Consider the following 24,335-nt stretch of genomic DNA (forward strand, 5'->3'; position numbering starts at 1 on the left):
CTGACCCACCGCTATCGGGAGCAAGCCCCCTCCCACATTTTTGATCTTCACTGAACCTGGAATCAGGACTTTTCCAGATTCGCCAGGATGTGCCCGTGCACGCGCATGCATACGCGCAAATCCTCTTCGTCCACCCCAACAAACAGTTCATGGCGCAACGCCGTGGCGATGGTCTCGATCTGGTCGATGAGGGGCCGAGCGGTGTCACACAACAGAATACGTTTGGCGCGGCGGTCTTCCACTACCGCCTGGCGTTGAACCAGGCCTTGGCCTTCCAGGCTGTCGAGCAGACGCGCCAGGGTCGGTCCTTCTACCCCGACACTTTGTGCCAGTTCACGCTGAGTCGGTGCTTCGGTAAAACGGGCCAGGTGCAGCAGCACCAGCCATCGCGCCTGGGACAAGCCCAGCCCCGCGAGACGGCGGTCCAGCTCGGCGCGCCAACCTCGGGACATTTGCGCCAACTGCATGCCAAATCGGTGTTGATCGGTTAACGGCATAAAAAACTCATGTTTTAGACTGAAAACAAAGTGTGGCTAATTATTAGTCAGCTAAGCATGAGCCATGCCAGTAGGCAAGGCCCCGTATGTACTGATTCGTTACATTGTCGTAATTGGCACACTAAATTTCGAATTCAGACTGCAAGGCAGCGCGTACGCAGTACAAAACGCCCTCGGGAACACGCCCGGTAAACAACGGCGTGATTTCCGCGACAGGTGGCAATTCGCCTTCCCCGTCGAGAAATGCATCCTGGATTTCACCAAGCAAATCTTCAGGCAAATCAAGAGCCTGCTCCAACGACAATTGCTGCTTGCCGATGGCTTCGGCCAGCAACGTGTACACGTTCTTTTCCGAGCATTGCAGCTGGCCGGCGATCTGGATCGGGGTCATGCCGGCGCGAGCCAGGCTGATCAGCTCGTGGCGAATATCGGCGATTTCCTTCGGTGCTTCGACCTGGCCGCCGAGTACTTCGAGGAATGCCTGGCCATAACGCTCCAGCTTGCGCGCGCCCACACCGCTGACCCTGGCCATCTCCGCCATGGTGGTGGGCTGCTCGCGAAGCATCTCCAGCAATGTAGAGTCAGGGAAGATGACATACGGCGGCACGCTGTGTTCCTGCGCCAGTTTGCGCCGCAGGGTACGCAAGGCTTCCCACTGTTCGCGCTCTTCGCCACGCACCAGCTGGCTGGCCTGGCTGGTGCTGCTCTTGGCGGTGGTCTGCGGCTTGAGGTCGCGGCGCAGCTCCAGGCTGACTTCGCCCTTGAGCAAAGGCCGGCAACTGTCGTTCAAGCGCAGGCCGCCGTAGCCTTCGATATCGATGTCGACCAGCCCGCGCGCGACCATCTGGCGGAACAGCGAGCGCCATTCGCCTTCGGCGCGGGCCTTGCCGACGCCATAGACCGAGAGTTTCTCGTGGCCAAAGCTGCGGATTTTTTCGTTGTCCTTGCCCAGCAACACATCCACCAGATGGCCCACGCCATAGCGCTGGCCGGTGCGGTAGATCGTCGACAATGCCTGGCGCGCCGGCTCGGTGGCGTCCCAGGTCTGCACACCGTCGATGCAGTTGTCGCAGTGGCCGCACGGTTGCGGCATGTCTTCGTCGAAATACGCCAGAAGCGTCTGGCGGCGGCAGCGGGTCTCTTCGCACAGCGAGAGCATGGCGTCGAGTTTGTGCTGCTCCAGGCGCTTGTGGCGCTCATCGCCTTCGGAGTTCTGCAGCATCTGCTTGAGCATCACCACATCTTGCAGGCCGTAGACCATCCAGGCATCCGCCGGCAGGCCGTCACGGCCGGCGCGGCCGGTTTCCTGGTAATAAGCCTCGAGGGACTTGGGCAGGTCCATGTGCGCCACGAAACGCACGTTGGATTTGTCGATCCCCATGCCGAAGGCGATGGTCGCCACCATGATCAGGCCTTCCTCGTTGAGAAAGCGCTTCTGGTGTGCCGAGCGCGTTTCATTGGGCAGGCCGGCGTGATAAGGCAGCGCCGGGTAGCCTTGTTCACAGAGGAACGCGGCGACTTCATCGACCTTCTTGCGTGACAGGCAATAGACGATACCCGCATCGCTGCGCCGCTCCGAGAGGAAGGCCAGCAACTGCTTGCGCGGCTGCTCCTTGGGCACGATGCGGTAGAAAATATTCGGCCGGTCGAAGCTCGACAGGAAGCGCTCGGCGTTCTGCAAATGCAGGCGCTCGACGATCTCTTCGCGGGTACGCTTGTCGGCGGTGGCGGTCAGGGCGATACGCGGCACATCAGGGAACAGCTCCGCCAGTTGGCCCAGCTGCAGGTACTCGCGGCGAAAATCGTGGCCCCACTGCGACACGCAGTGAGCTTCGTCGATGGCGAACAGGGCAATTTCCAGGCTCTGCAAGAACGCCAGCATGCGCGGCTGCACCAGCCGCTCCGGTGCCAGGTAAAGCATCTTCACTTCGCCGCGCTTGATCCGCGCCGCCAGGTCGCGCTGCTGCTCGGCACTCAGGGTGGAGTTCAAGGCAGCGGCGGCGACGCCGAGTTCTTCCAGGGTGGCGACCTGATCGTCCATCAATGCGATCAGCGGCGACACCACCACAGCCAGGCCATTGCGCAACAGCGCCGGCACCTGGAAGCACAACGATTTGCCGCCACCGGTCGGCATCAGGACCAGGGCATCGCCGCCATTGGCCACGCGCTCAATGATCGCACCCTGGCGGCCACGAAAACTGTCGTAGCCGAAGATGTCCTTGAGGACGCGTTGAGCCTGCTCGAGCATGTAAAACTCCAAAATGGTGCGCAAATCCCTCTGTACAGGCTGGCCGAAAAAACCCGCTTTCATGGAAAATAATCCGTAAGCGAAGTTTTCCCGGAGTGCTGCGTAGCCTGCAGGGGCATCACAAAACGCGGCAGTATACCCGAGCGTTCACCGGCAAAGGGCGCGACTGACGAATAGACCGCCTCTGTCTAAAACCGCGCAAAAATGCCGTGCGGCTGGCCTGGGCGCTCAAGAAAGCCTAGAATTCAGCATCGTTTATTCCCAAGGTAGCCCTTCAATGTCCTTCGCTGAGCAACTAACCCGCCTGCAAGCCTTCCTCGACGCCGATGAGCTGCATGACGAGGCGCTGGACTACGTGGCCGCCCACGGCTACCTGACCGCCCTGTCGATCTGCTCCGAAGACGTGCCCGAGCGTGAATGGATCGACGCGCTGTTCGCCGAAGAGCCTCACTACGCCGACGACGCCCAGCGCGAAGAAATCGAAGCCACCCTGCTGGCCCTCAAGGCCCACATCGGTCGCCAACTGGCCTCCGATGAAGAATTCGAGCTGCCTTGCGAGCTGGACCTGGGTGAAGACCCGGACGACTCCGACCTTCGCGGCTGGTGCATCGGTTTCATGGAAGGCGTATTCCTGCGCGAAGCCGCCTGGTTCGAAACCGCCGAGGAAGAAGTCAGCGAAATGCTGCTGCCGATCATGGTCGGTTCGGGCCTGTTCGACGACCAGCCGGAGTTTTCCGATATCGCCGCCGACGCCAACCTGATGGACGATATGATCGTGCAGATCCCCGAAGCCCTCACCGCGCTGTACCTGCTGTGCAACGCGCCTGACGAAAAACCGGCGATCCTCAAGCCACGTCACCACTGAGTCGCTTGCCCGTGGACCCCATGGGCAAGCGTTCGCCGCTCCTGCGTTACGCATTGCTGGCCATCGGCTTGCTGAGCGTAGCGCTTGGGGTGATCGGCATTTTCCTGCCGGTATTGCCGACTACCCCCTTTCTACTGCTGGCTGCCGCCTGCTTTGCTCGAAGCTCCCCGCGTTTCTACCATTGGCTGGTGGACCACCCGCGCCTGGGCCCCTGGATTCGTGATTACCTCGACGGTAACGGTATCCCGCTCAAGGGCAAGGTCTACGCCATCGGCTTGATGTGGCTGAGCATCGCCATTTCCTGCTACCTGGTGCCATTGCCGTGGGCACGCGGCTTCATGCTGACCAGCGCGGTGCTGGTGACGATTTACATCCTGCGCCAGAAAACCCTGCCCCCTCGCTGAACACACCTGCGACATTCGCCCTCACACGACCTTGGTCGACACTGACTAACCCCGGGCATCATGCGAGACTGTCCAACCGGGCCCGGAATGCCCGGTGTTTCTATGCTCGGAGTTACCATGACGCTGTCCAGCGGGCTGATCGCCGCCGTTGCCCTGGCCTATATGGCCATCATGTTTGCCATCGCCTTTTACGGTGACCGTCGCCATGCGCCGCTGCCGCCGCGCGTGCGTGCGTGGGTCTATAGCCTGTCGCTCGCCGTGTATTGCACCAGCTGGACCTTCTTCGGCGCCGTAGGCCAGGCTGCCGAACAGCTCTGGGCGTTCTTGCCGATCTACCTGGGACCGGTGCTGTTGCTGGTGCTGGCGCCCTGGGTGCTGCAGAAGATGATTCTGATCAGCAAGCAGGAAAACATCACCTCCATCGCCGACTTTATCGCCGCGCGCTACGGCAAATCCCAATCCCTGGCGGTCGTGGTCGCGTTGATCTGCCTGGTTGGCGTATTGCCCTATATCGCCCTGCAGCTCAAGGGCATCGTGCTCGGCGTGAACCTGTTGATCGGCTCCGGGCCCGACACCACGGGCACCCGGGCCCAGGACACCGCGCTGATTGTGTCGCTGGTGCTGGCGCTGTTCACCATCGTGTTTGGTACGCGCAACCTCGACGCCACCGAACACCACCGGGGCATGGTGCTGGCGATTGCCTTTGAATCCTTGGTCAAGCTGTTCGCGTTTCTGGCGGTCGGTGCGTTTGTGACCTACGGGCTGTACGACGGTTTCGGCGATCTGTTCAGCCAGGCGATGCTTGCACCGCGCCTGGAGGAATATTGGAAAGAGACCATCAATTGGCCGTCGATGGTGGTGCAGACCGGCGTCGCGATGATGGCGATCATCTGCCTGCCCCGGCAATTTCATGTGACGGTAGTGGAGAATATCGACCCGCAGGATTTGCGCCTGGCCAAATGGGTGTTCCCGGCGTATTTGATCCTCGCCGCGCTGTTCGTGGTGCCCATCGCCCTGGGCGGCAAGATGCTGTTGCCCGGTTCGGTGCTGCCGGACTCCTACGTGATCAGCCTGCCGATGGCCGAAGCCCACCCGGCCCTCGCGGTACTCGCGTTCATCGGCGGTGCCTCGGCGGCCACCGGCATGGTGATCGTGGCTAGCATCGCCTTGTCGACCATGGTCTCCAACGACATGCTGCTGCCCTGGCTGCTGCGCCGCTCCAGCGCCGAACGGCCCTTTGAAGTGTTCCGCCATTGGATGCTGTCGGTGCGCCGGGTCAGCATCGTGATCATCCTGTTGCTGGCCTATGTGAGTTACCGGCTGCTGGGCTCCACCGCAAGCCTGGCGACCATCGGCCAGATCGCCTTTGCCGCCGTGACCCAGCTGGCACCGGCGATGCTCGGCGCGCTCTACTGGAAGCAGGCCAACCGGCGCGGGGTTTTTGCGGGCTTGGCGGCGGGTACCTTCCTGTGGTTCTACACCCTGGTCCTACCGGTTACCGCGAAAAGCCTGGGCTGGTCGCTGAGCCTTTTCCCCGGCCTGACCTGGATGCACTCGCACCCGTTCGGGTTTTCCGTGACCTCACTGACCTTGGGCACCGTATTCTCGCTTGCCGGTAATTTCACGCTGTTCGTGTGGGTGTCGATGCTGTCGCGCACGCGGGTGTCCGAGCATTGGCAGGCCGGCCGCTTCATCGGCCAGGAAACCAGCCAGCGCACCAGCACCCGTTCCATGTTGTCGGTACAGATCAGCGACCTGCTCAGCTTGTCCGCACGCTTTGTCGGCGAAGAACGGGCGCAGCAGAGCTTCATCCGTTTCGCCTATCGCCAGGGCAAAGGCTTCAACCCCAACCAGAATGCCGACAACGACTGGATCGCCCACACCGAGCGTTTGCTGGCGGGCGTGCTCGGTGCGTCCTCGACGCGAGCAGTGGTGAAAGCGGCGATTGAAGGGCGGGAAATGCAGCTGGAGGACGTAGTCCGCATCGCCGACGAAGCGTCCGAGGTGCTGCAGTTCAACCGCGCCCTGCTGCAAGGCGCGATCGAGAACATCACCCAGGGCATCAGCGTGGTCGACCAGTCGCTCAAGCTGGTGGCCTGGAACCGACGCTACCTGGAGCTGTTCAACTACCCCGACGGTTTGATCAGTGTCGGCCGGCCGATTGCCGACATTATTCGCTACAACGCCGAGCGCGGCCTGTGTGGCCCCGGTGAAGCCCAAGTGCATGTGGCGCGACGCCTGCACTGGATGCGCCAGGGCCGTGCGCATACCTCCGAGCGCCTGTTCCCCAACGGGCGCGTGATCGAGCTGATCGGCAATCCGATGCCCGGTGGCGGTTTCGTCATGAGTTTCACCGACATCACCGCGTTCCGCGAAGCCGCACAAGCGCTGACCGAGGCCAATGAAGGCCTGGAACAACGGGTGACCGAGCGCACCCATGAACTGTCGCAACTCAACGTCGCGCTGACCGAGGCCAAGGGCGTGGCCGAGTCCGCCAGCCAGTCGAAGACCCGTTTTCTGGCGGCCGTCAGCCATGACCTGATGCAACCGCTGAACGCCGCGCGGCTGTTCTCCGCCGCCCTTTCCCACCAGCATGAAGGCCTCTCGAGCGAGGCCCGGCAACTGGTGCAGCACCTGGACAGTTCACTGCGCTCGGCCGAGGACTTGATCAGCGACTTGCTGGATATCTCGCGCCTGGAAAACGGCAAGATCAATCCCCAACGCCAGCCGTTTGTCCTCAACGAGTTATTCGACACCCTGGGCGCCGAATTCAAGGCACTCGCCCATGAACAGGGCTTGCGCTTCCGTTTGCGCGGCAGTCGCCTGCGGGTGGACAGCGACATCAAATTGTTACGACGAATCCTGCAGAATTTCCTGACCAACGCCTTCCGCTATGCCGATGGCCCGGTGCTGCTGGGCGTGCGTCGGCGCCAGGGCCATTTGTGCCTGGAGGTCTGGGACCGTGGCCCTGGCATCCCGCCGGATAAACAGAAAGTGATTTTCGAAGAGTTCAAGCGCCTCGACAGCCACCAGACCCGCGCCGAAAAAGGCCTGGGCCTGGGCTTGGCGATCGCCGACGGCCTGTGCCGCGTGCTGGGCCACCGCCTGAACGTACGCTCATGGCCGGGCAAAGGCAGCGTGTTCAGCGTGCGTGTGCCGCTGGCGCGCAGCCAGGTCAGCCCGCAGCCGAAGGCCACCGTAGAAAACGGTGTGCCCTTGAGCGGCGCACGGGTGCTGTGTGTGGACAACGAGGAAAGTATCCTGATCGGCATGCGCAGCCTGCTTACGCGCTGGGGCTGCGAAGTCTGGACCGCTACCGGCCAGGCCGAGTGCGCGGCCCTGTTGGCCGACGGCATGCGCCCGCAACTGGCGCTGGTGGATTATCACCTGGACCACGGCGAAACCGGCACCGAACTGATGAGTTGGCTGCGGGCGCAATTGGCCGAGCCGATTCCCGGCGTGGTGATCAGTGCAGACGGGCGCCCGGAAATGGTGGCGCAGGTGCATGGAGCGGGGCTGGATTACCTGGCCAAGCCAGTGAAGCCGGCGGCATTGCGGGCGCTGCTAAGTAGGCACCTGCCTCTGTAGGCGGGATGTACTCGGTAAAAAATGTGGGAGGGGGCTTGCTCCCGATAGCTGTGCATCAGCAATGGATTTGTTGACTGACACACTGCAATCGGGGGCAAGCCCCCTCCCACATTTTGATCATGTTTATTCAGGGGAATGCGCTACGCCATCCGAATCGGTCATCGCGCGCTCGAGCAAATCCGCCGGCAGGCTTTTGCTGGCGCGCGCGCCCAGCAGGCGCAGTTGCTCGGTGCGGCTGACCAGATTCCCGCGTCCATCGGTCAGCTTGTTACGCGCCGCGCTGTAAGCCTTGTCCAGCTGCTGCAAGCGGTTACCCACTTCGTCCAGATCCTGGATAAACAACACGAACTTGTCATACAGCCAACCGGCGCGCTCGGCAATTTCCCGGGCGTTCTGGCTCTGGCGTTCCTGCTTCCACAGGCTGTCGATCACCCGCAGGGTGGCGAGCAAGGTGGTGGGGCTGACAATCACGATATGACGGTCGAAGGCTTCCTGGAACAGGTTCGGCTCGGCTTGCAGCGCTGCGGAAAACGCCGCCTCAATCGGCACGAACAGCAGCACGAAATCCAGGCTGTGCAAACCTTCCAGGCGCTTGTAATCCTTGCTGGCCAAACCTTTGACGTGATTGCGCAAGGACAGCACATGCTGCTTCAACGCCGCCTGGCCAATCACTTCGTCATCCGCAGCAACGTACTGCTGATAGGCGGTCAGGCTGACCTTGGAGTCCACCACCACCTGCTTGTCGCCCGGCAACATGATCAGCACGTCGGGCTGGAAGCGTTCGCCATCCGGGCCTTTGAGGCTGACCTGGGTCTGGTATTCGCGGCCTTTCTCCAGACCCGCATGCTCCAGCACCCGCTCCAGAATCAGCTCGCCCCAATTACCCTGGGTTTTCTGGCCTTTGAGGGCGCGGGTCAGGTTGGTGGCTTCGTCCGACAGGCGCAGGTTCAATTGCTGCAGGCGTTCAAGCTCTTTGGCCAGGGAAAAGCGCTCGCGGGCTTCGTTCTGGTAGCTTTCTTCAACGCGCTTCTCGAAGGATTGGATGCGCTCCTTGAGCGGGTCCAGTAGCTGCCCCAGGCGCTCCTGGCTGGTTTCGGCAAAGCGTTGCTCACGCTCATCGAAAATCTTCCCGGCCAATTCGGCGAACTGCGCGCGCAGCTCGTCCCGGGAACCCTGCAGATCGGCGAGGCGTTGTTGATGGCTGTCCTGCTGTTCACGCAGCTCGGCGCGCAAGGCGGCGGCCAAGGCGTCAAGCCGGCGCAGCTCGGTTTCCTTGGCGCTGCGGTCCAGGTTCCAGGCGTGGGCGGCGTCGCGGGCGTTATCGCGGTCGATCTGCAACAGCTCGACTTCGCGGCGCACCGCAGCCAGGTCGGCCTGCTTGGCGGCATTGGCGTGGCTCAGATCGCTGATCTCGTCGCGGCTGGCGTCCAGTTGGGCAGCAAGCCCTTCCTGGGCCAATTGCGCGGTCGCCAGGCGCTCTTCCAGCAGTTCCCAGCCGGTGGTGCGCGCGGTCAGCCGTCGTTGAATCTGCCAGCACAACGCCAATAACGGCAGCGCGGCGCCAGCAAGCCCCAGGGCGACACTGGTCCAGTCGAAAACCATAGCCATTTCTGCCATCACCAAAAAAGAGCAAGGTTAACTAAGCAATGCCCGGGAGGACAGCTCAGTCTTCGACCTGGCCCAGTTCGCGCTGGGCGCGACGGTCGCCGGCGCGGGCCGCCGAACGCAACAGGTCCTGGCCGATGCGTCGGTCGCGGGCATTTTCGCATTCACGGCACATCAATTGGCCCAGGCGGCTCTGCGCGGCCACCACGCCTTCGCGGGCAGGCTGCTTGAGCAGGCGGCCAGCCAGGTGCTTGACGTTGGTACTTTGTCCCAGGCGCGGGCTGTCGAGGAGCCACAAGGCGACTTTCAAAGAAAAGCGCTTGGGCACGGTAACAGTCTGGGGATTGTCGGTAACAGAAGGTGATACTGAGCGAAACTTCATAAAGCACTGTGGGACAGGACGGAAGGCGCGCCACTCTACTCTTTTTTTCGTACAGGTAAAGCTGAAAAAACCCGGCACGCCCGTTCTAGAGCAAGCGCTTGGGACAATCCACAGAAGCTGTGGATAACTCAGTGGACAACCCGCCTTTAACTCGCGCAAAGGCCCATGGCATGGGGGCCGCAGTCAAACTGACGATTTTTTCACCAATAAAAAAAAGCCAGATTTTTCATTGACTTAAATTTTGATTGCAGGCAAACGAGCAGGCTTGCGGGCTGTCGCCAGGGAAGTTACCGACGCTGCGACTAATGTGCACAAGTACCCAGCCAACGGTTATATCGCTGGCATTTTTTGATCCGACACACTCGGGAAATGTTACTGCCGGGAAGCTGGGCAGTGGACGGCTGATGGTTTTTTTGCCAAGCCACTTCCTTTCCTTGTTTCGATCCGTTACTATCCGCAGCGTTAGTACCAAGCTGAAAGTCAATTCTGGTCGACATATCCCTAGAACTTCATGGGATCGACCACCTCGATGGTTTCCAGGTATCACTTGCGACGACACTGCCTTTGAACAAGCAAAGGGTGCCGCGAAGTCTGCATACTCTGACCGAACCAACCTGCAAATTGATCAGGATCTTCACCCTGGGCCCAGAACCTTTGCCCCTGTTGTGTTGCCTGCCCTCCTAAGTACCTACCTGCCAGCCCAAGCGCGCCTAATTCAATAGCGCTTCAAACTGGCTGCTTTGTTCCAGACTAGGTTCTTTCGTTTGATCAATGGTGATCAGCGTTTCTGGAACGTTTTAACGTTGCACGGTTCTTATCCGTGTCATTTGTAGGAACACCAATAATATGAACGCTCAAATCCACACTCAGGATGCCATCCGCACCCTCACCAACGCTTTTGCCCCAATGAACTGCCTGATCATGGCCGCTCGCAAAGGCTGCTTCAGCTTCACCCTGGTCAACGAACACGGCATCGCACGTCACAGCGAACGCCTGTACCCCGATCAATACTCCAGCGCAGAACCGCTGCAGGCCGTGATCGAGCGTACCCGTCAGGCACTGATTGCCTGATCGACCCGAGTCGCTGAAACACAAAAACCCTGTCTGAAAAACAGGGTTTTTTATTGCCTGGAATTTGCTCGCGGAATTTTTTACTAAGCACGAATAGATATAAACGTTATAACCGGATAAAGAAGATGTTTTAAAAACAGTCCTTTACAGGATGAATATGACACTACACTTCAACTCAAGCGGCATGATCCGCTTGCGACGGGCCTGAGATCCGATCCACCGCTGCCAAGCCCTCCTTCTCAGGCTCGTCATTCATTCCCACTTACTGAGGTTTGTATGGGTATTGCCGCCAGCGAATTGTGTCGTTATGTGATCAGGCCGACCTTGCTGTACCTCGGCCGCCATAACCCGACCGCCGAAGCCCTGCTGCTGGGCATCGCCGCCAGCCAGTCGGAACTGGGCTCGGCCCTGCATGATCGACGCGGCCATGGCCTCTACAGCATCACCGAACCACGTCATCGCGCCCTCTGGGATACCTACCTGGCACTCGACCCTGAACGTGCGAGCCTGGTGCGCGGGTTGGCCAGCCAACATGCGTTCCTCAGTGCGCCCCAGTTGGAACTGACGGTGAACCTGCGTTACGCCACGGCAATCGCCTGGTTGCTGGTGGAACAACACCGTCCTGCCTTGCCCGCGCCCGGCGATGTATTGGCGATGGCACGTATCTGGAAAGAAATATTTCACCCTCAAGGCCGCCTGCGAGATTTCTCCCAGGCCTGGCAAAACTGTGTCAGCCCAATGAAACAGGTGGCCTGTTGACCGGGCAAATTGCAAGATTCGCCAAAAAACCAGAAATCTGGTCGGATTGTCCTACAAAACCGCTCTATCTCCTGCATTACAGCCTATAGCGCGATGTTAAATTTATTGATACTTTCCGCAGCGGTGATCACACGGAGTTCTAATAATGAAAAAAGTAATGCTCAAGACCACACTTAGCCTCGCCGTTGCCATGGCCTCCTCCCAACTGTTCGCCAGCGGCTTCGCCCTGAACGAACAGAGTGTCAGCGGAATGGGTACTGGCTTCGCAGGTCGCTCCTCTTCTGCCGATGACGCAAGCACTGTCTACGGTAACCCTGCCGGTATGGCTCGCCTGAACGGCCAGCAAATCACCGGCGGTGTCGCAGCCATCGATGCCTCTACCGATCTCAGCGACACAAGCGGTCGCTCTCGCGGCAGCAACAAAGGCGACATGGTGCCGTTCACCGCCGTACCTTTTGGGTTCTACACCAATAAGCTCAACGACCAGTGGGCTGTCGGCTTTGGCGTGTATGCGCCGTTCGGCCTGATAACCGACTACGAAAGCGGCTTCCAGGGCCGTGGCTTTGGCAGCAAGAGCGAAGTGAAAGTCATCACCTTGCAACCAACGGTCAGCTACGCCTTCAATGATCGCGTTTCCGTCGGCTTCGGCCCGACCATCAACCGTATTGGCGGCACCCTGGAATCGGACATCACGCTGAACCCTGCCGCGCCGGACACCAATATCAAGATCAAGGGTGACGACACCGCGCTGGGTTTCAACGTCGGCGTGCTGGTACAAGCCACCGATACCACCCGCGTCGGCCTGACCTATCACTCCAAGGTCAGCTACAAGCTGGAGGGTCACACCGAAGTCACCGCGCCGACCGCGACCTCTCCGTTCCTGCGCAGCAACCGTTACGACGCTTCGCTGAAGATCGATACGCCTGAGTCCTACGACCTGTCGGTGACCCAGGACCTGACCGACGCGTGGAAACTCTATGCCGGTGCAACCTGGACCCGCTGGAGCCGCCTGAAAGACATCACCGTCAAGAACGACGGTGTCACCGGCGCAACCGGTGGCGCACTGGCCCCAGCATTGGTAAGCACCATCAAGGAAGACCAGAACTGGCACGACACCTGGGCTTACGCCCTGGGTACTTCGTACCAGCTGACCAAGCAAGTGGTGCTGCGTACCGGCCTGACGTTCGACCAGTCGCCGACCAACAACACTGACCGCTCGCCGCGCATTCCTACCGGCGACCGCACCATCTTCAGTCTGGGTTTGGGCTACGAGGTCATGCCGAACATGACCATCGACGTGGCCTACTCCTACCTGAAGGAAGAGGACGTCAAGGTTGCACGCTCCAACCAGTTGGCCAGCTACAACGCCAAGTATGAAAACAGTGCCAACGGTTTCGGCCTGGGCATGACCTACCGCTTCTGATTCGTTGCGGTATAAAAAAGCCCCGCTCTCCTGCACAGGAGGCGGGGCTTTTCAATGGGCGGCGATCAGGGTTTGGACGCCAGCGCCTCTTCTACCGCCTTGATCAACTCCGGACTGTCAGGCTTGGTCAGGCTGGAAAAATTGGCGATGACGTTGCCCTGGCGATCCACCACGTACTTGTAGAAGTTCCACTTCGGCGGCGCGTCGGTCTGTTGCGCCAGCACTTTGAACAAATTGACCGCGTCCGGTCCCTTGACCTTCTGCGGTTCGGTCATGGTGAAGGTCACGCCGTAGTTCACGTAGCAGACCTTGGCGGTTTCTTCGCCGGTCTTGGCTTCCTGCTTGAAGTCGTCGGACGGCACGCCAATCACCTCCAGGCCCTGGCCCTTATAGCGCTGGTACAACGCTTCGAGGCCTTTGAATTGCGGGGCGAAGCCGCAGAAGCTCGCCGTGTTGACGATGACCAGGGGCTTACCCGCGAAACGCTGGCACAGGTCAATGGATTCCTTGGCCCGCAGCTTGGGCAATTGGCCCTCCAGCAACGGCGGGCAACTGGCCGCCAGGGCCAAGCTGCCAGCAGCCATCAGGATGGGTACAGCGAGCCAGCGCATCAACATGGGAAAAGTCCTTGCATGGGTTCAGACATAGAACTTAACAGATCGCCATGCCCAACTGCATCAACGCCAGGCCGCCACGCTGCCAGCCCCACCAGGCCAACAGCAACAACACCAGCCCTGCCACCAGGGCCATGCACCGCAGTGCTGCACTCATGCCGCCTCCATTTGCGCCTGCACGCGCGCCACTGGCCGTTCACGCACTGGCCAGTTCAGGGCCGCCGCGAGCAGGCTGAGCAGAATCGCCACCTGCCAGATCAAATCGTAGTTACCGGTTCGATCATAGACCACCCCACCCAACCAGCCACCGAGGAACGAACCGAGTTGATGGAACAGGAACACAATTCCGCCCAACATCGAGAGGTTGCGTACACCGAACAAGGTCGCAACAGTACCGTTGGTCAGCGGCACGGTAGACAGCCACAGGAATCCCATTGCCATGCCAAACAGGTAAGCCGTGACTTCGGTGACCGGCGCCCACAGGAACAGCACAATCACCACCGCGCGCAACAGGTACAAGCCGGTGAGCAAGCGCGGCTTGGACATGCGCCCACCCAGCCAGCCGGCCGTGTAGGTGCCGAACACATTGAACAGCCCGATCAACGCCAGCACCGTAGTGCCAGCGGTAGCCGGCAGATGCTGGTCCACCAGATATGCCGGTAGATGCACGCCGATAAACACCACCTGGAAACCGCAGACGAAAAAGCCGAAGGACAGCAGCCAGAACCCGGAATGGGAGCACGCCTCCTTCAACGCTTCGCGCAGGGTTTGCTGACCGACCGTGGTCGGCAGCGGCCGGTCCTTGAGCATGGCCACCAGCGGCAGGATCAGCGCGACCATCAAGCCCAACGCCAGCAGCGCCGCAGACCAGCCCAGCCACCCGATCAAGCCGAGAGTCCCTGGCACCATGGCGAACTGGCCAAAGGAGCCGGCGGCGCTGGCGATGCCCATGGCCATGCTGCGTTTTTCCGCTGGTACGGCGCGGCCGACCACACCGAGGATCACTGAAAACGACGTGCCGGACAGGCCAATGCCGATCAGCAACCCCGCGCTCAGGGACAATGACCACGCAGAGTCCGACATGCCCATCAGCACTAGGCCCACGGCGTACAACACGCCGCCGACGAACACCGCCTTGGTCGCACCGAAGCGGTCAGCCAGGGCCCCGGTGAACGGCTGCGCCAGACCCCAGATCAGGTTCTGCAAGGCAATGGCAAAGGCGAACGTCTCGCGTCCCCAGCCAAATTCGCTGCTCATCGGTGCCAGGAACAGGCCAAAGCCGTGCCGCACGCCCAACGACAACGCCAGGATCAGCGCACTCCCCACAAGAACCCAGCCACTGGTGCGCCACATCGAGGTCATTTCTTATTCTCCGCTCGCGGGTATATACCCGCTTATAGTCGAACAAACCGCCGTTCAGGCAAGTTCATCCAGCAAGGCCAACAACGTTTCGCGCTTTTCGGCGCCCAGTTGATCGATCAATTTCTGTTGCGCCGCTTCCCATGCCGGCAAGGCCGCAGCCAACCGCTGCTGACCGGCCTCGGTCAACTGCACCAGGCGGTTGCGCAGGTCATCGCCTTCGACCAACCGGACCAGGCCGTCACCTTCCAGTACGCGCAGATTGCGCCCCAAGGTGCTGCGGTCCAGGCCCATCGCTTCTGCCAGGCTGGAAATGCTCGGCTGATCGAGACGTTGCAGGTTGCTCAGCAAGGAATACTGGGCAACGTTGATCCCGAAGCCGTCGAGGGCGCCGTCGTAATACCGGCTGACGCCACGGGCGGCGCGTCGCAGGTTGGTGCACAAGCATTGGGAAGCAAGCATAGAGCGTGTATATACCCGGAGTTAAGCAAATGCAAGGAAGTGTTACAGCGCCAGCCCGATCAGCACCGCCGCTTCGAGCAGTTCCAGCAGGGCGCCGGCGGTATCGCCGGTCGTGCCACCCAGACGCCTGATCATTATATGGCGCAAGCCGATAAAACAGCCCGCCGCGAGCAGTACCGCTATCCCACCGCTGAAACCACCGATCAAGATGCAGGCCAGTCCGCTGAGGATCAGCACCTGCTGGCCGACAATCCTCGGTAAATGATCCGACAGCGCCTGACCCAATCCACCGGCACGCACATAGCGCGTGGTGAGAAACAGCGCTAGCATCGAAGCCCGGCCGATCAATGGCGCGAGAATCAGCGCGGCGCCATTATGCTGCTCGATCAAGGCCACCAGCGCGGTGAATTTGAGCAGCAACACCAGGCCCAGGGTTACCACGGCAATCGGCCCGCTGCGCGGGTCTTTCATGATGCTGAGGGTGCGTTCGCGGTCGCCGAAGCCGCCGAGCCAGGCGTCGGCACTGTCCGCCAGGCCGTCCAGGTGCAGCCCGCCGCTGAGCAGCACCCAGGCGGTCAATAGCAGCGCGGCGTGCAGCAACAATGGCGCGCCCGTCAACAGGCTGTTCAGGCCCCACAGCAGCAGGCCAAACAGCAAACCCACCACCGGGTAAAACAGCAACGAACGCCCCAGTTCCTGAGGTTGCGGCATGCCTGGCAGGCGTATTGGCAGACTGCTCAGGAACTGCAGGGCGATCCAGAATGGCAGCATGTTCAGGCCCCTTCCTTCAACGTGCCATCGCTGGCCACTTGCAGGCTGAACAGCCCACCGTGACCGACTTCGACATTCAGCAAGTGCTCACGCGGCAAACCGCGCGCACGTGCCAATAACAGGCGCATGACGCCGCCGTGGCTGATCAACAGCACGCGTTCACCGGCATAGGCCTGCTGTAGACGTAAGACGGCGCCCAGCACCCGGTCGGAAAACGCCGCCACCGGCTCGCCTTCTGGCGGCGTAAAGCGGTAGGGGTCCGCCCAGAACAAGCCCAAGCCCTCGGCGTCGGTTTCCATCAACGCCGCCGCGCTCTGCCCTTCCCAAGCGCCGAAGTGCAGCTCTTGCAGGTCTTTTTCCAGACTGACTGGAAGGTTGAGACGTTCGCCCAATTCCTCAGCAAAGCGCGCACAGCGTTGCAACGGCGAACTGATCAGCCGGTCCCACGGCCCCTGCCCCAGCACGGCGGCGCGCATCTGCTCCCAGCCCCTGGTCGTCAAGGCATCATCCAGGCTGCCGCGCAGGCCGCCGCCCAGCTCGGTTTCACCGTGGCGCAGCAGGTCCAGGTGCAAGGTCATGCAGGGCGATCCGCCACGGCGGCTTCGGCGAACGTCGCCATCTGGCCGTGCAACGCACAGGCCAGGCGCAGCAACGGCACCGCCAGCGCCGCACCGCTGCCTTCGCCCAGGCGCAGGCCCAGGTCCAGCAGCGGCTGTGCGTCGAGACTGTGCAGCACGTGACGATGGCCCGGTTCGGCGCCACGATGGCCGAACACCAGCCAGTCGCGGCAGGCCGGATTCAAGCGCGTGGCCACCAGCGCAGCCACGCTGCAGATAAACCCGTCCACCAGCACCACGATGCCTGCCTGGGCGCAGGCCAGGTAGGCACCGACCAACGCGGCAATTTCAAAGCCCCCCAGGTTGAACAGCGTCTGCAACGCGTCGTCGCGCTGGGCCGCGTGCAAGCTCACGGCGCGCTCGATGACTGCCACCTTGTGGCTGACGCCTTGGGCATTCAGCCCCGTGCCCGGACCGGTCAGGTCACTCACCGGGCAATCGAGCAGCGCACACGCCAACGCGCTGGCGGCGGTGGTGTTGCCAATGCCCATTTCACCACCGATAAACAGCTGTGCGCCGTGCTCCAAAGCGCGGCGTGCGCTGTCTCGGCCGGCCTGCAAGGCCTGGCGCCCCTGCACCTGGGTCATCGCCGGGCCGTGGACAAAGTTGGCCGTGCCCGCGCCGATATTCAGGTGGCGCACGCCGGGTAGATCCAGGGAGGGCGTGACCGTGCCGAGGTCAACCACTTCCAACTGCGCATCCAGCTGGCGAGCCAATACGCTGATGGCCGCGCCACCGCTGACAAAATTGTGCAGCATCTGCCCGGTCACGGCCTGGGGAAACGCCGACACACCTTCGGCGACCACGCCATGGTCGCCGGCAAAAATCGCAATCCACAGCTGCTCCACCGACGGTTTGACCCGGCCCTGCAACCCGGCCAACTGCACTGCCAGTGCTTCCAACTGGCCGAGCGAACCGGCGGGTTTGGTCAACTGCTGCTGACGCGCCAACGCCTGTGCTTGCGCAGCGGCGTCGATGGCCTTGCAGGGGTTGAGCCACCAGAAATCCGTCATAACGCAGTACCTTTCAAAGTCAGGGGCAGGCCGGCAACCGTCAGCACTACGCGCTGACACCGCTCGGCCAAGGCTTGATGCAGCCAACCGGCTTCATCCACATAACGGCGAGTCAATTCGCCCAGCGGCACGACACCCAGTCCGGTCTCGTTGCTGACAAAAATGATCTGCCCCGGCAGTGCAGCCAGGGTATCGAGCAACTGGTCGCGCTCCGAAGCAAGGCGCTCAGGGTCTTCCAACATCAGCAGATTGGTCAGCCACAGGGTCAGGCAGTCCACCAGCAGGCAACGCTCGGCAGCGGCGTTGTCGCGCAACACCCGCGCCAGTTCGATGGGCTCTTCGATCAGGCCCCAATGGTCGGGGCGACGCGCACGGTGCAGGGCAACGCGCTGGTTCATCTCACCGTCCAGCGGCTGGCTGGTGGCGATATACGTCACCGGTAAACCGCTGGCGCCGGCGAGTTTTTCAGCCAGACGGCTTTTGCCCGAACGGGCGCCGCCGAGAATCAATTGATGCATGAGCCACTACCTTTTCCAGTCAGCCGAAAGACTGCCCATTGTGGGAGGGGGCTTGCTCCCGACAAGGGCGCTTCAGACACTGATGCATCGACTGATACACCGTCATCGGGGGCAAGCCCCCTCCCACATTGGCCCTGTGTACATGCCGTCAGAGTCCGCACAAACGACGCAACAATTCAGTGTCCAGATGGTTTTCCACCAGATCCGCCAAGCGCTCGATATCCCGCTCACGCAGGGCGTGATAGTCGACTGCCTGCACGTCCTGCAACCCCGCCCAGCGCAGCAGTGCACTGCACGCCGCCGGTGTCTCGAACAGCCCGTGCAGATAAGTACCGAGAATCTGCCCGTCTGCACTCTGCGCGCCATCACTGCGCCCGTCGTCGAGCCGCACGGCGGCATTCGCCAGCGCCCGGCCGGCCGTCACCCCCGCATGGATCTCATACCCGCTGACCTCGGCATCCTCCAGCAACAAACGCCCGCGCACATTGCGCAATTGCTTCTCTTGCTCAAGCGTCGTGCTGAACGCCAGCAGCCCCAGGCCAGCGCTGGAGCCGACGGGCCCTTCCAGGCCGAGCGGGTCATGCACCTGCTCGCCGAGCATCTGCAGGCCACCACAAACCCCCAGCACCTTGCCGCCATAGCGCAAATGCCGCGCCACGGCGGTATCCCAGCCATGGGCACGCAAGTAAGCCAAATCACTGCGTACACTTTTCGACCCCGGCAGGATGATCAGGTCGGCGGCCGGGATCGGCTGACCCGGCCCGACGAATTGCAGGTTCACCTGGGGATGCAGGCGCAGCGGGTCGAAATCCGTGTGGTTGCTGATGCGTGGCAGCACCGGCACCACCACGTTGAGCACCTGGGCGGCCTTGTCGGTCTGGCGCTGGTCGATGCCATCTTCGGCCTCGAGGTGCAGGTCCATCACGTAGGGCAACACGCCCACCACCGGCTTACCGGTACGCGCCTCCAACCAATCCAGCCCCGGTTGCAGCAGCGCGATATCCCCGCGAAACCGGTTGATGATAAAACCCCGGACCCGCGCCTGTTCGCTGAGGGACAACAATTCCAGCGTACCGACCAGATGGGCGAACACCCCGCCGCGATTGATATCGGCGATCAACAGCACCGGGCAATCCACCGCTTCGGCGAAGCCCATATTGGCGATGTCATTGGCGCGCAGGTTGATCTCGGCCGGCGAGCCCGCGCCTTCGACCATCACCACCGGATAGGCCTGGCTCAACCGTGTGTGGGAGGCCAGCACCGCCTGCATCGCGATGGCTTTGTAGTCGTGGTAGGCAACCGCGTTCATGCTGGTCACGGCGCGGCCATGGATAATCACTTGGGAACCGGTGTCGCTGTTGGGCTTGAGCAGCACCGGGTTCATGTCGGTGTGGGGCGCCAGGTTGGCGGCCTGCGCCTGGACCGCCTGAGCGCGGCCGATCTCGCCGCCTTCAGCAGTCACCGCACTGTTGAGCGCCATGTTCTGTGGCTTGAACGGCGCCACTGCAACCCCCTGGCGCACCAGCCAGCGACACAGCGCAGTCACCAGCGTGCTTTTGCCGGCGTCGGAGGTGGTGCCCTGCACCATCAACGTAGTCATGTCGCTTCCTTGTAGGCGGCCAGTGCCGTCTCGAGACGCTGCCAATCGGCCTCGCTGTCAGGCAGACCGAAACGCACGCTGCTGTCGTGAACGAACAGGCGCAGCAGAATGCCGCGCTGGGCCATGAATTCGTGCAAGCGTTCGGCGTGCGGGGTGATCAACCACTGGAATAAAGCGCAGCCACCCTGGGGCTGAAAACCCTGGCGCTCAAGCAGGTCAGACAGGCGCTGGCCGCCCTCGATGCAACGCGTGCGCTGGCGAGCGTGCCCAGCGCTGTCGCGCAGGCATGCCTGGCCGAGTACCCGTGTCGGCCCGCTGACCGCCCAGGGCCCGACCTGTTCGGCGAGCAATTTGAGCAACCGGCGCTCGGCCAGCACAAAGCCCAGGCGCACGCCGGCCAGGCCGAAGAACTTGCCGAATGAGCGCAGCACGATCAAGCCGACTTGCTGGGTGTGGCTGGCCAGGCTCAAGTGCGGGGTCACGTCCATGAAGGCTTCGTCCACCACCAGCCAGCCGCCGCGCTGGGCCAGCCGCGTATGCCAGTCGAGCAGGCGCTCCGGGGCCAGGCTCAAGCCGGTGGGGTTATTCGGGTTGACTACCACCAGCACGTCGAGGCCATCGAGAAAGAAGTCGACTTCCTGCTCTTGCACTTCGCGCACCACATAACCGGCACGACGCCAGGCTTCGGCGTGTTCGGCGTAGCACGGCGACAGTACGCCGACCTTGCCGGAACGACGCAGGCGCGGCAGCAACTGAATCGCGGCCTGGGAGCCCGGCACCGGCAGCACGTGAGCCGCGCCATAGTAGTCGCTGGCGGCTTTTTCCAGGCCGTCATCGGCTTCCGGTAGCCGTGCCCAGGCGCGCAAGGGAATCTCGGGGATCGGCCACGGCCAGGGCGCCAGGCCACTGGACAAATCGAGCCAATCCGCCTCCGCGATGCCGTATTCAATTGCCGCCTTACGCAGCCGACCACCGTGTTCAAGCATAAAATTGCGCCCCCGCGCACAGAACCAGCAGCCACAACCATACGCCGCGCTGCACCAGTTGCCAGCCTCGGTCGATCGCGTCAGCGTCGGCCGGCGGGCCTTCGCCCAATGGCGGGCGCTGGTGCACCTCGCCGTGATAAATCGCCGCGCCACCCAGTTCGACGCCCAACGCACCGGCGCCAGCGGCCATCACCGGGCCGGCGTTGGGGCTGTCCCAGGTCGGCCCCTGGGTGCGCCAGCATTTGAGTGCCAGGCGAGTCTTGCCCAGCAACGCGTAGGTCAAGGCCACCAGGCGTGCAGGAATATAGTTGAGCCCATCGTCGATCTTCGCCGCCGCCCAGCCAAAGCGTTCGAAGCGTTCGTTGCGATAGCCCCACATGGCGTCGAGGGTGTTGCTCAGGCGATAGAGCACTACGCCCGGCACGCCGGCGACCACAAACCAGAACAGCGCGGCGAACACGGCGTCGCTGCCGTTTTCCAGCACCGACTCGGTGGCCGCGCGAGCGACCTCGGTGCGATCCAGCTCGCTGGTCTGGCGGCTGACCAGGTAACTCACGCGTTGGCGCGCTGCTTCCAGGTCATCACTGCGCAGGGCCTGGGCGACCGGAATCACATGCTCCCCCAGGCTGCGCATGCCCAGGGCGCAGTACAACGCCAGGATTTCCAGCACCCAACCGATGTACGGCGCCCAGGACAATGCGGTGGCCAGCAGGGTCAGCGGCACCACCGCGATAAACCACGCGGTCACCCCATGGCTGCGCCAGCCACGACCGCCTGAATTGAAACGCTGTTCGATGCGCCCGGCAAAATTGCCGAACGCCACCAGCGGATGCCAGCGCCTGGGCTCGCCCAGCAGCGCATCCAGCGCTACTGCGGCAACACACAGCAAGGCCACACTCATCGACTCACTCCCCACAGGTTTTCGTACAGCATGTCACTCAATGGCCGCGGCTCGGCCCAGCCTTCGAGCTGCAACATCGGTGCCGGATAGAACTCGGCGACCGGCCCCAGGCACAGCACCGCCAGGGGTTTGGCGCCCGCCGGCAAACCCAGCAGGTCAGCCAGGGCCTGGGGTTCGAACAGCGACACCCAGCCCATGCCCAACCCCTCGACGCGGGCCGCCAGCCACAGGTTCTGGATCGCGCAGGACAACGACGCCATGTCCATTTCCGGCAAGGTGCGACGGCCGAAGATGTGCCGCTCGCGATCGTCCATCAGCGCTGCCACCAGCACTTCGGCGCAGTCGTGGATGCCTTCGACCTTGAGCTTCATGAAGTCATCGGAGCGCTCGCCCAGGGCCTCGGCGGTGCGCAGGCGTTCTGCTTCGACCAGTTGCTGAATGCGCCCTCTTAATTGACGGTCGCTGATACGGATAAAGCGCCACGGTTGCATCAGGCCGACGCTGGGTGCCTGGTGGGCAGCCTGGAGCAGGCGCTGCAATAACTCAGGCGCGACGCTGCCACCGCTGAAGTGGCGCATGTCGCGGCGTTCGGCGATGGCGCGGTAGACGGCTTGGCGCTCGGCCTCGGGGAAGGCGTTGTCGCTCATGGCGTCATCGGGGGCAAGCCCCCTCCCACCTGTGGAATGCACCCCCCTGTGGGAGGGGGCTTGCTCCCGATAGCGGTGTCAGGGCCTGGCACAAAAAGTGCGGCCACCGCCTCCGGGTTCGACGGAAAGTAAAAGTGTACATAGGACGCGGTCATCCGCCCCTGCCGATACACCGCCTCAGCCCCACGCCCACCATTGGGGCTCATGCCACGGGCGATCGGCTCGCATGCGGTGCTGGTCAGGGAATGGTGATAGGTGTGCCCGCGCAATGTGCCTTCGGGCAACTCGACGCTTTGCAGCGCCAGCGCTGCCAATTTCTTTTGCATCACTGCATCGCCCTGCAGCAGGCCGAGCAGTTCGGCGCGGTTGCCGTCGACATCGGTAAGCGAGTCCAGCAGGTACAGCATGCCGCCGCATTCGGCGAGCAAGGGCTTGCCGGCTGCATGATGAGCGCGGATGGCGGCGAGCATCGGTGTGTTTTGCGACAGGGCCCGGTGATGCAGCTCCGGGTAACCGCCGGGTAGATAGAGGCTGTCGGCTTCAGGCAATGCGCCGTCATGGATCGGTGAAAAGAAACGCAACTCGGCGCCCATCGCGCGCAACAAGTCGAGGCTGGCACCGTAGGTAAACGCGAAGGCTTCGTCACGGGCCACCGCAATGCGTACCCCGGCGAGCAACGGCTCGGCGGTGATCACCTGCGGCGCGGCAAATGTCACCGGTGGCGGCACGGCGACTTCGCAACTGCTGCCCAACGCTTGGGCGGCGGCGTCCAGACGCAGGTCGAGGTCATTGAGTTCGCTGGCTTGCACCAGGCCCAGGTGACGGCTGGGCAATTCGATACCGGTTTCACGCGACAGCGCGCCGTACCAGCGCAATCCCTCGGTGAGGCTGCCTTCCAGCAACTGCGCATGGCGCAGCGTGCCGACGCGGTTGGCGAGTACGCCGGCGAATGGCAGGTCCGGCTGGTAGCGCGCCAGGCCCAACGCGAGGGCGCCAAAGGTCTGCGCCATGGCCGTGCCGTCGATCACTGCCAGCACCGGCACGCCGAAATGCCGCGCCAGGTCGGCGCTGGACGGGGTGCCGTCGAACAGGCCCATTACGCCTTCGATCAGGATCAGGTCGGCCTCCCCCGCTGCTTCCCACAACAAACGGCGACTTTCCTGCTCGCCCACCATCCACATATCCAATTGATACACCGGCGCGCCGCTGGCGCGCTCGTGAATCATCGGGTCAAGGAAATCCGGCCCGCATTTGAATACGCGTACCGTGCGCCCCAGGTTGCGGTGCAAACGCGCCAACGCTGCGGTGACGGTGGTTTTGCCCTGGCCGGACGCCGGTGCGGCGATCAAGACGGCCGGGCAATGACGGGGCTGATTCAAAGTTCGACGCCTTTCTGTGCCTTGATACCGGCCTGGAACGCGTGCTTGAGCATGCCCATTTCGGTGACGGTGTCACCCATTTCGATCAGCTCAGGCTTGGCGCCACGGCCGGTGACCACCACGTGCTGCATCGGCGGGCGCGCCTGCAGGTCGCCGAGCACCTGGTCGAGGTCAAGGTAGCCGTGCTTGAGGGCAATGTTCAGTTCGTCGAGCACGACCAGGCCGATAGAAGGGTCATTGAGCATCGCCCGGGATACCGCCCAGGCCGCTTCGGCGGCGGCGATATCGCGCTGGCGATCCTGGGTTTCCCAGGTGAAGCCTTCGCCCATCACGTGAAAGCGGACCTGCTCGGGGAAGCGGCGGAAAAACAACTCTTCGCCGGTACTGTTGCGCCCCTTGATGAACTGCACCACGCCGCACTGCATGCCATGCCCCATGGCCCGGGCCAACATGCCGAAGGCCGAACTGCTTTTGCCCTTGCCGTTGCCGGTCAGCACCAGCAGCAAACCGCATTCATTGGGCGAGTTGGCGATGCGTTCATCGATCACGGCTTTTTTGCGCAGCATGCGCGCCAGGTGGCGTTCGTCGCGGTCGGGGGTATCGGTCATGGCAGCTCTCCGTTGGGG

Annotated in this window: 23 protein-coding genes; 6 read left to right on the top strand and 17 right to left on the bottom strand. The window is 62.3% G+C overall.

Annotated features, from left to right (window positions below):
- Positions 1–62: 62 nt before the first annotated feature.
- Both C4J89_RS18570 and recQ read right to left on the bottom strand, forming a co-directional pair.
- Complete coding sequence (locus tag C4J89_RS18570; protein ID WP_065884521.1) at positions 63–497, bottom strand: MarR family transcriptional regulator; 435 nt, start codon at positions 495–497, stop codon at positions 63–65.
- A gap of 121 nt (positions 498–618) precedes the next feature.
- Entirely contained in the window at positions 619–2,745 is a 2,127-nt protein-coding gene (recQ, locus tag C4J89_RS18575) for a DNA helicase RecQ (RefSeq protein WP_124415249.1), read from the bottom strand.
- Between the two features lie 277 nt (positions 2,746–3,022).
- Between recQ and C4J89_RS18580 the strand changes: the two genes are divergently transcribed.
- The 3 genes from C4J89_RS18580 to C4J89_RS18590 all read left to right on the top strand — a co-directional run bounded on the left by C4J89_RS18580 (position 3,023) and on the right by C4J89_RS18590 (position 7,602).
- Complete coding sequence (locus C4J89_RS18580; protein ID WP_124363806.1) at positions 3,023–3,610, top strand: YecA family protein; 588 nt, start codon at positions 3,023–3,025, stop codon at positions 3,608–3,610.
- A gap of 20 nt (positions 3,611–3,630) precedes the next feature.
- Positions 3,631–4,014: a YbaN family protein gene (locus C4J89_RS18585; protein ID WP_124415250.1), complete on the top strand. Its 384-nt coding sequence runs from the start codon at positions 3,631–3,633 to the stop codon at positions 4,012–4,014.
- 117 nt (positions 4,015–4,131) lie between these two features.
- Positions 4,132–7,602, top strand: coding sequence for a hybrid sensor histidine kinase/response regulator (locus C4J89_RS18590; protein WP_124415251.1), 3,471 nt, complete (start codon positions 4,132–4,134; stop codon positions 7,600–7,602).
- Positions 7,603–7,725: 123 nt separating this feature from the next.
- Here C4J89_RS18590 and rmuC read toward each other — a convergent pair whose 3' ends face one another.
- A complete protein-coding gene (gene rmuC / locus C4J89_RS18595) occupies positions 7,726–9,090 on the bottom strand; it encodes a DNA recombination protein RmuC (RefSeq protein WP_164484589.1) in 1,365 nt (454 codons plus the stop codon).
- A gap of 175 nt (positions 9,091–9,265) precedes the next feature.
- Positions 9,266–9,589: a sel1 repeat family protein gene (locus tag C4J89_RS18600; protein ID WP_124363809.1), complete on the bottom strand. Its 324-nt coding sequence runs from the start codon at positions 9,587–9,589 to the stop codon at positions 9,266–9,268.
- 846 nt (positions 9,590–10,435) lie between these two features.
- On the opposite strand from C4J89_RS18600, the gene C4J89_RS18610 reads away from it, so the two are divergent.
- From C4J89_RS18610 to C4J89_RS18620, 3 genes are all read left to right on the top strand, one after another.
- Positions 10,436–10,660 (top strand): hypothetical protein, encoded by a 225-nt coding sequence (locus tag C4J89_RS18610; protein WP_010208698.1) that lies wholly within the window; start codon positions 10,436–10,438, stop codon positions 10,658–10,660.
- Positions 10,661–10,936: 276 nt separating this feature from the next.
- Positions 10,937–11,419: a hypothetical protein gene (locus C4J89_RS18615; RefSeq protein WP_124415252.1), complete on the top strand. Its 483-nt coding sequence runs from the start codon at positions 10,937–10,939 to the stop codon at positions 11,417–11,419.
- A 145-nt stretch (positions 11,420–11,564) separates the two neighbouring features.
- Positions 11,565–12,842, top strand: coding sequence for an OmpP1/FadL family transporter (locus C4J89_RS18620; RefSeq protein ID WP_124363811.1), 1,278 nt, complete (start codon positions 11,565–11,567; stop codon positions 12,840–12,842).
- A gap of 65 nt (positions 12,843–12,907) precedes the next feature.
- On the opposite strand, the gene C4J89_RS18625 is transcribed toward C4J89_RS18620, so the two are convergent.
- The 13 genes from C4J89_RS18625 to cobO all read right to left on the bottom strand — a co-directional run bounded on the left by C4J89_RS18625 (position 12,908) and on the right by cobO (position 24,317).
- Positions 12,908–13,459 carry a glutathione peroxidase gene (locus tag C4J89_RS18625; protein WP_124415253.1) on the bottom strand — a complete coding sequence of 184 codons (552 nt, stop codon included), beginning with the start codon at positions 13,457–13,459 and terminating at the stop codon, positions 12,908–12,910.
- A 150-nt stretch (positions 13,460–13,609) separates the two neighbouring features.
- Positions 13,610–14,818, bottom strand: coding sequence for an MFS transporter (locus tag C4J89_RS18630; RefSeq protein ID WP_124367868.1), 1,209 nt, complete (start codon positions 14,816–14,818; stop codon positions 13,610–13,612).
- 54 nt (positions 14,819–14,872) lie between these two features.
- A complete protein-coding gene (locus C4J89_RS18635; protein ID WP_124363814.1) occupies positions 14,873–15,277 on the bottom strand; it encodes a MarR family winged helix-turn-helix transcriptional regulator in 405 nt (134 codons plus the stop codon).
- Positions 15,278–15,319: 42 nt separating this feature from the next.
- Positions 15,320–16,048, bottom strand: coding sequence for an adenosylcobinamide-GDP ribazoletransferase (locus C4J89_RS18640; RefSeq protein WP_124415254.1), 729 nt, complete (start codon positions 16,046–16,048; stop codon positions 15,320–15,322).
- A 2-nt stretch (positions 16,049–16,050) separates the two neighbouring features.
- A complete protein-coding gene (gene cobC / locus C4J89_RS18645) occupies positions 16,051–16,626 on the bottom strand; it encodes an alpha-ribazole phosphatase family protein (protein WP_124415255.1) in 576 nt (191 codons plus the stop codon).
- Complete coding sequence (cobT, locus tag C4J89_RS18650; protein ID WP_124415256.1) at positions 16,623–17,678, bottom strand: nicotinate-nucleotide--dimethylbenzimidazole phosphoribosyltransferase; 1,056 nt, start codon at positions 17,676–17,678, stop codon at positions 16,623–16,625. The genes cobC and cobT overlap by 4 nt, the downstream gene beginning before the upstream one ends.
- Positions 17,675–18,196, bottom strand: a complete 522-nt coding sequence (cobU, locus tag C4J89_RS18655) for a bifunctional adenosylcobinamide kinase/adenosylcobinamide-phosphate guanylyltransferase (protein ID WP_124415257.1) — start codon at positions 18,194–18,196, stop codon at positions 17,675–17,677. The genes cobT and cobU overlap by 4 nt, the downstream gene beginning before the upstream one ends.
- Positions 18,197–18,344: 148 nt before the next feature.
- Positions 18,345–19,796, bottom strand: coding sequence for a cobyric acid synthase (locus C4J89_RS18660; RefSeq protein WP_124415258.1), 1,452 nt, complete (start codon positions 19,794–19,796; stop codon positions 18,345–18,347).
- A complete protein-coding gene (gene cobD / locus C4J89_RS18665; RefSeq protein ID WP_124415259.1) occupies positions 19,793–20,782 on the bottom strand; it encodes a threonine-phosphate decarboxylase CobD in 990 nt (329 codons plus the stop codon). Before cobD ends, C4J89_RS18660 begins: the two co-directional genes overlap by 4 nt.
- On the bottom strand, positions 20,775–21,683 hold the full coding sequence (gene cbiB, locus C4J89_RS18670) for an adenosylcobinamide-phosphate synthase CbiB (RefSeq protein WP_124415260.1): 909 nt from the start codon (positions 21,681–21,683) through the stop codon (positions 20,775–20,777). Before cbiB ends, cobD begins: the two co-directional genes overlap by 8 nt.
- Positions 21,680–22,330, bottom strand: a complete 651-nt coding sequence (bluB, locus tag C4J89_RS18675) for a 5,6-dimethylbenzimidazole synthase (protein ID WP_124415261.1) — start codon at positions 22,328–22,330, stop codon at positions 21,680–21,682. The genes cbiB and bluB overlap by 4 nt, the downstream gene beginning before the upstream one ends.
- Positions 22,327–23,709, bottom strand: a complete 1,383-nt coding sequence (locus C4J89_RS18680) for a cobyrinate a,c-diamide synthase (RefSeq protein WP_124415262.1) — start codon at positions 23,707–23,709, stop codon at positions 22,327–22,329. Before C4J89_RS18680 ends, bluB begins: the two co-directional genes overlap by 4 nt.
- Entirely contained in the window at positions 23,706–24,317 is a 612-nt protein-coding gene (gene cobO, locus C4J89_RS18685) for a cob(I)yrinic acid a,c-diamide adenosyltransferase (protein WP_124363824.1), read from the bottom strand. Before cobO ends, C4J89_RS18680 begins: the two co-directional genes overlap by 4 nt.
- Positions 24,318–24,335 lie beyond the last annotated feature (18 nt).

It is taken from the genome of Pseudomonas sp. R4-35-07, assembly GCF_003852235.1.
Classification (GTDB): Bacteria; Pseudomonadota; Gammaproteobacteria; order Pseudomonadales; family Pseudomonadaceae; genus Aquipseudomonas.